General features: G+C 41.9%; 6 protein-coding genes. 3 read left to right on the forward strand and 3 right to left on the reverse strand.

Going from position 1 to position 7,159, the window contains the following annotated elements; all coding sequences use genetic code 11:
• Nucleotides 1–117 precede the first annotated feature (117 nt).
• The 3 genes from HMPREF2983_RS06510 to HMPREF2983_RS06520 all read left to right on the forward strand — a co-directional run bounded on the left by HMPREF2983_RS06510 (nucleotide 118) and on the right by HMPREF2983_RS06520 (nucleotide 3,149).
• Nucleotides 118–1,242 (forward strand): energy transducer TonB, encoded by a 1,125-nt coding sequence (locus tag HMPREF2983_RS06510; RefSeq protein ID WP_070667442.1) that lies wholly within the window; start codon nucleotides 118–120, stop codon nucleotides 1,240–1,242.
• 395 nt (nucleotides 1,243–1,637) lie between these two features.
• Nucleotides 1,638–2,147: a toxin-antitoxin system YwqK family antitoxin gene (locus HMPREF2983_RS06515; RefSeq protein ID WP_004377023.1), complete on the forward strand. Its 510-nt coding sequence runs from the start codon at nucleotides 1,638–1,640 to the stop codon at nucleotides 2,145–2,147.
• A gap of 333 nt (nucleotides 2,148–2,480) precedes the next feature.
• A complete protein-coding gene (locus tag HMPREF2983_RS06520) occupies nucleotides 2,481–3,149 on the forward strand; it encodes a hypothetical protein (RefSeq protein WP_070667443.1) in 669 nt (222 codons plus the stop codon).
• 4 nt (nucleotides 3,150–3,153) lie between these two features.
• Here HMPREF2983_RS06520 and HMPREF2983_RS06525 read toward each other — a convergent pair whose 3' ends face one another.
• The 3 genes from HMPREF2983_RS06525 to HMPREF2983_RS06535 form a co-directional block, all read right to left on the reverse strand.
• Nucleotides 3,154–3,963 (reverse strand): N-acetylmuramic acid 6-phosphate etherase, encoded by an 810-nt coding sequence (locus HMPREF2983_RS06525; RefSeq protein WP_070667444.1) that lies wholly within the window; start codon nucleotides 3,961–3,963, stop codon nucleotides 3,154–3,156.
• 80 nt (nucleotides 3,964–4,043) lie between these two features.
• Nucleotides 4,044–5,054: a class II fructose-bisphosphate aldolase gene (locus HMPREF2983_RS06530; protein WP_004371628.1), complete on the reverse strand. Its 1,011-nt coding sequence runs from the start codon at nucleotides 5,052–5,054 to the stop codon at nucleotides 4,044–4,046.
• Between the two features lie 206 nt (nucleotides 5,055–5,260).
• Entirely contained in the window at nucleotides 5,261–6,472 is a 1,212-nt protein-coding gene (locus HMPREF2983_RS06535; RefSeq protein WP_070667445.1) for a sugar MFS transporter, read from the reverse strand.
• Nucleotides 6,473–7,159 lie beyond the last annotated feature (687 nt).

The raw sequence follows: 7,159 nt of genomic DNA on the forward strand, positions 1-7,159 counted from the left end.
GAACCTTCAAGGGCTTAGTTGCGGATTTGAGGTTTAGTAAGTAATGAAATAAGACCTGTCGGGATGATAGGTCTTGTTTTTTTTATATATCTTTGCGAAGTAATTAAACGATATACAATGAAAAAGATGATATTCCTAATGGTGCTTTTGATGTCAGTCAGTAGCATGAAAGCCCAGCAGACAGCGAGCAGTACGAGTATAAGGTATGAGCAGCGGCATGTGGTTTGCACGAACAGTAAAGGCGAGATGAATGTGATTGACATTGATTTTGAGTGGCCGGAGCGTTTGTGTTATGTAGCGCAGCCCGTGCTTTTACAGCATATCAACACACTCCTTGGCGACACATGTATGCAACTTGACCGGAAGATTGCAGCCATACAATCGCTTTATGGTGAGCCTCTGACGACAAAACTCGATACAATTCCCGATGACAGTAAGTTCTGTTATGCCACCTATTCAGTGCGTGAAGTGGGGTTACAGGAAGGTATATACATTTCAATGCGTGTGGAAAAAAACATTCAGCCGGGGCTGAAATCGTCGCTACAAAAGGAACATCAACTGGATTTATTTGTCTATGACATTCCCAACCAGCGTATTCTTAAGGGTAAAGAGCTTATGAAGTTGGAAAATATTTTGGTCGATCCCGTGGCATCTTATTACTTGAGTAATGCTCTGACAGAAGGACTTTTGAACAATTATGCCGTTTCACTTGATGCACAGAAGCTTTATGGTCCTGTGCCGGTAAATGACAGAACGCTGCTCATGGAAGTGGGGGCGGAAGGGCAACCTTCTGTTCAATCCATGGTTTCAACAGCTGACTGGGTGAACTTCCTGACGTCAAAAATGAAGAAACTCCTCAAGACTAAACCCGTTGTGGGTACGCCTGTTGTGGAACTTGTTGATGCACCTGTTGTCGGCGACAGCATGTATGTGTATCGTCAGACGGAGGAGTTGGCATCGTTTTCATGGAATAATCAAAATCTTAATCAATATATAACGACCAATCTCGTTGTACCACCTTATTTAAAGAAAGAGGCTCTTTCAGGGCGTGCATTGGTACGTTTGATTATCGAACGCGACGGCACTTTGAGTAATATATCAATTGTAAAGCCATTCTCTCCTACATTGGATCGCAACATCGTTGTTTTGCTTAGACGCATGCCGAAATGGTCTCCGGCAAGGCAAGAAGGCAGACCTGTCAGAAGTTTCTGCTTCATTCCTGTAAACGTAAAGCTGCAATAGGTTGCACAATGTAACTTTTTAAGCGTTATAGTTACCCTCTTGATATATATCAAGGTGTTAACATTTACAAAGTGATTTTATTCAAAATAGTTTACAATTAACACTGTTACGGATTGTAAGTTATTGTGCGCGATAACACAACAGAATATCTCTTGTAGGCTATCTCTCTTTATCTTAAATCCCTGTTATAGTGGAGTTTGAAAGAAGTTACTTTTAAAACTGTAAGCAAAATCATTGATTTTAATCAAGTTTTAAATTGAAAGCAGGTTGTAAAGTTACGACTATTTTGGCGTGAAAAAATATGTATAAAATAGTGTTAAAAAAGGAACGACTTCACAATTCTTTTCTATATATTTGCAGTAGAAACAGAATAAACAACCTAAAAATATACAAATATGAAGCGTATTCTTTTAATATCAGTAATGGCAATGTTGACTATTACAAGCTTTGGACGTAAACATGTAGCTGAGAATGCAGTCATTGTTGCCGACACTATCTATTATGCTGCAGATAAAACCAGCGTAACAAATAATGAACAAGCAAGTTATTATCGCTTATTGATGAAGCAGAATCAAGGCCTCAACAAGCGCGATGTCTTCCAGGATTTCTATATGAATGGTACACTGAAAGCCGAAGGTGAATACAGCTTTATTGATTTGGGAAACGATGCCAACACTGTTCTTAACGGCGAAGTTACCACATATTATCAGAATGGTATGGAGAAATGGCATGGTAAGTACATTCAAGGTAAGCGCGAAGGTTACTTCACTCTTCACATGCGTGAAGGCGGTATAGCTGTTGTTCAGTTTAAGGGCGGCAAGTCTGTACACGATTATTTCACGATTACTCGTGCGGATGGAACGATGGAAAAGCGCCCAATCTCTGAATTGAAAGCATTGATGTAATACATAAAATTTCTTCTCTTAAATCGTTATAAGATAAATAACAAAAGTCTCTATTTAAACAATAAACATTTATAGAGGGTCTGCTTCGTGAGAAGCGGACCTTTTTTTGGTTCTTTGTGTACTTGCATCTGACTTTCTATGTCCGTTGTATGAATAGGCTGACATGCCCCGTCTTTGTAGAAAACAACTTGCCAGATAATGAATGCCTGCATAGTAAGCATGGGCTAATGTCTAAGAAAAGATGTACAATTATCACAAAAAATGAGGAAAAGAGCTGTGTGTTTCGCTTTCTTTTTTTATATTTGCAACGGAATAATAAAACGAATATCATCTATGAAAAGAAGCCTTTTTATCCTATTGGTCCTATGTCTTGCCTTGCAGGTTGAGGCACAAAGCTACAGACATCAAGTGAGATGGAGCATTGGAGTGGGGGATGAACCCCATTTGAAGAACGTGAGAAATGATTATGTAAGGCTGTTTAAGCTTGAGAGTGACAGCTCACTTTTCTCAGCGTTTCAAAACATTAATGTTTCGTTGAGCATGGAATATCTCTATCATCTGAATTCAAAATGGGCCGTTGGTGCAGGCATCAGCTATACTGAAGCAGAGGCAAGAGGCGCGCATATTCCACGAGCTGAACGGTGGGGGAATAATCCTTATAAACTCATTTTCGGTGGTCTTTTCTATTCAATCTTCCCTGATGACGACTTAAGACTGTACAGTAAGAGTTTTACTTTCATGCCGGCTGTAAGCTATACATGGTTGGATAATGGTCATTTTGCCCTCTATTCTCGAGGTGGTCTGGGGGTAAGCTACTATCATCTGAAGTCGAACAGCAGTAATTTCCCTAACATAAGAGAAGAAAAAGCGAGGGTGGCTTATCAGTTTTCGCCCGTTGGAATAGAGATTGGAAGCAATCATCTGCGCTTCACTTCTGAATTGGGTTACGGACTGCAAGGCATCTGGAATGTTGGCCTTGTGTGGCATTTTGGGAGAATGTAAAAGCCTACTCTACTTTCTCAGCGGCTTTAATGCTACCGCTTTTCATTAGTTTTTTCACGACTTTCTGATAGTCTGTTTCTTCCGGATGACGTTCCATGAAGATGCGGGCTGCGCGATTTATGAGCTTCGCATTCATCAGCTTGACATTCACCATCTTGTTACCTTCGACTCTTCCAAGGCGTATCATTAGTGTGGTGCTAATCATATCAAGGATTAATTTCTGTGAAGTTCCGCCCTTCATCCGTGTGCTTCCGGTGACAAATTCGGGCCCTGTGATGATTTCAACCACATGGTCTGACGCTGTTGCAATAGGGCTATCGGGATTATTTACGATGCAAGCTGTTGTGATGTTATGGGCACGACAGGCAGCAAGAGTGGCTTTTACAAAAGGTGTGGTGCCACTGGTTGAGAGTCCAAGCACAATGTCTTTTTCATTGATATGATGCTCTTGAAGTTGTTTCCAGCCGTCTGTGAGGTCATCTTCGCGCGACTCTCGCGTCTGTGTTAGTTCGTCAATACCACCAGGAAAGATAGCTTGTATCTGGCTTCCATCGGTTCCATACGTGTTCTGTACCTCTATTGTATCGAGCGTTGCAAGTCGTCCTCCTGTGCCACAACCGCAATAAAACAGTCTTCCTCCAATCTGCAAATGTTGTAAAATCGTTTCTATCAAGGCATTTATCTGCGGTAAAGCGTGCTCAATGGCAGCGGGCACGAGTTTGTTTTCCTCATTGATAGCAGCCGTAAGTTGGGCAATAGACATCGTCTCCAAGTGGTCATAGTGAGATGATTGCTCTGTAATTCTCTTTTCCATAGCGCAAAGATATGAAAAAAGGTGAGAACAAATCTGTCCTCACCTTTATTATTTTATCCAACTCAAAAGCCGTAATCTTCTTACAACTGAGCGAGTTTGTTGTCAGAACCAAGCACATCCTTAATCTTCTCTTTGTACATTTCAGTCATGTAGGCACGTGCAACCTTGCCGTATTGACGTGGATCAAAGTAATCAGGATGATTTGCCAAAGTCTCACGAACGCCGGCAGTGTAAGCCAAACGAGAGTCAGAGTCGATGTTAATCTTACATACAGCGCTCTTTGAAGCTCTGCGGAGTTGCTCCTCTGGAATACCTACTGCATCAGGCAATTTGCCACCATATTGGTTGATGATATCAACATATTTCTGTGGAACTGAAGACGAACCGTGGAGTACAATTGGGAAACCTGGGAGTTTCTTCTCAATCTCTGCGAGTACGTCGAAAGCCAATGGAGGAGGTACCAAGCGGCCAGTCTTCGGGTCACGAGTACACTGTTCCGGCTTAAACTTATAAGCACCGTGAGAAGTACCGATAGAGATAGCGAGGCTATCACAGCCAGAACGCTGTGAGAACTCAATCACTTCTTCCGGCCGAGTATAGTGAGACTCCTCTGAAGCAACCTCATCTTCTACGCCCGCGAGTACACCAAGCTCTGCTTCTACAGTCACATCAAACTGATGTGCATAGTCAACACACTTCTTTGTCAATGCAATGTTCTCTTCGAAAGACTTTGAAGAAGCATCGATCATCACAGAAGAGAAGCCCATATCTACACAGTCTTTCACGAGTTCGAAGCTGTCACCGTGATCCAAGTGGAGGGCAATCTCCGGATGTTCACAGCCAAGTTCTTTTGCAAAAGCTACTGCACCTTCAGCCATATAGCGGAGTAGTGTAGGGTTAGCATAGTTGCGGGCACCCTTAGAAACCTGGAGGATTACAGGAGACTTCAACTCAGATGATGCCGTAATAATAGCCTGGAGTTGCTCCAAGTTGTTGAAGTTGAATGCTGGAATAGCATAACCACCGTTTACAGCTCTCTTAAACATCTCGCGTGTATTGACGAGACCTAATTCTTTATAACTAACTGCCATAATTTGAAATATTATGTTTATAAATAACTTACTTCATGAATGTTATCATTTCATCTCTTTCTGATTGCAAATTTAACATATTCTTTTGATGACACAAAATGTTGGTTCTTTTTTTTCGATCAGTAACGGGTTAAAAAGTTTAATTTTGCGTTAAATCAAGAATGGGCTGTGTAATTGCAACATGGAAGTAGCAATGATGCCATGTCTTAACAATGCGTTTCTCTTTGTTTGTGCATCAATTCAGAAGCAAAGAGCAATACAACGAAGTAGCCGAAGAATGGAATCAGGAATGGAATCACAAGGTTGGCACTGTCGGCAATGATGCCCATAAGCAGGAAACCACAGCCTCCGATTGGTGTCATCATCAGCAAGGAAGCAGCACTTTTCTTGAGATTTCCAAGCCCATCAAGTGCTAACGAAAAGATGGTTGGGAACATAATGGCTTCAAAAAGATAATTGGCTATGATGGCAACCATTGAGAATTTGCCGATATTCAGCAGCACACAAACCATGCAGACCACGCTTCCGGCAGCGCAGGCAAACAGCATCATTTCGGCCCGGATGCGGCGCATGAGCCAGCTTCCGGCAAAGCGTCCCACCATGAAAAAGCCCAAGGCAACGGTCAGTATGATGCTCGCCATGTTGTCATTCATCCATCCTTGTCCTGTCACGAAATTGATGAAATAACTGTTTATGGATATTTCTGCCACCTCATAAGCCAACAAAGCGAAAAGCCCGAAGACGAACATGGGGTGGTGACGAAACAGTTTCATGATGCGTGTTCCCTTGATTTTGTCTTCTTCAGTCTCTTCATGTTTGATTTCAGGCAGGTTGACCCGCGAGAAGACTAAAGCGATAACGAGCACCAGAATGCCTAAAATGGTATAGGGAATGACAACATCATTATCTTCAAAATGACCACCGAAGAAAAACTGTCCCACGACAAGTGTTGCGAACAGACAGCCCAAGCCGTTGAACGACTGCGAGAAGTTGAGGCGACTTGTTGCCGTTGCCTTGTCGCCAAGTTCGGTCACATAAGGATTTGCCGAGGTCTCCAAAAACACGAGACCACAGCCAATGATGAACAAAGCTCCTAAGAAAGCATAGAACGTGTTGAGTGCTGCACAGGGAATGAACAGCAGAGAACCGATGCCGAAAAGCATCAACCCGATGACCACACCAAGGCGATAACCATGACGATTGATAAACCAACCCGCCGGAATAGCAGTCAGGAAATAACCCAAATAGGTTGTAACCTGAATTAAAGACGACTGCGTAATACTGATGTCGAGTGCGTTTTGAAAGTGCTTGTTGAGTACGTCGAGAATGGCTCTTGCAAAGCCCCACAGGAAAAAGAGCGATGTGATGAGCACGAAAGGCACAAGAAACTGCTTGTTGGTAAGGCTGTTTTTTTTCATGATAGAAAAGAAAGCAAGATGCCGTTGCACCCTGCTTTCACGACATTTTATTTGGATTTATATTTGTTTTTATATTATTTGAACGTCTAAAAATCATAATTATTATAAGTAAATAATGATTATTTTTCTCATGTTTCTCTTCAAGTGGTAAAAACGAATGAAAGGTTTTCTGTCAGAAAGTCTGCATAAGCGAATGATGTGTTAATTCTTTTCAAGGATGTTTACAATTGTGTTCATCAGATTTGCAAATTCAAATCGAAAGTCTTCTTCGTTTAAAATATGCACTGTTTTTCTGTAAATTGCAAAGTGTTGACTGTCAAGTGATTGCAAAACTCAAAAGAAATCACGGGGTAAAATTACGCTGAAAAACGTTGCCATTTGCGTCAAGTTACGGTGTGTTTTGACTCATAACACGTTGCCATTTCAGTCAAACAGCATGGTAAAGTGACTGAGATTGCAGGCTGAAAAGATGCAGATGAGGATATCGAAGCCATAAAATGGCTTCGCACAAGCGGTGAAATGGCTTCATACAAGCATGGAAAGCACGTTTTTATTTCTATTTGGTGGGGGCGAAAAGTGTTAAAAATGAGGAAGAAAATAAACAAAAGAAAAGCCTCTCCCCCAACCCCTCTCCAAGGAGAAATGAGGATAGCAAAGCCTCTCCCCCAGCCCCTCTCCGAAGAGAGA

It is taken from the genome of Prevotella sp. HMSC077E09, from assembly GCF_001814685.1.
Lineage (GTDB): Bacteria > Bacteroidota > Bacteroidia > Bacteroidales > Bacteroidaceae > Prevotella > Prevotella oris.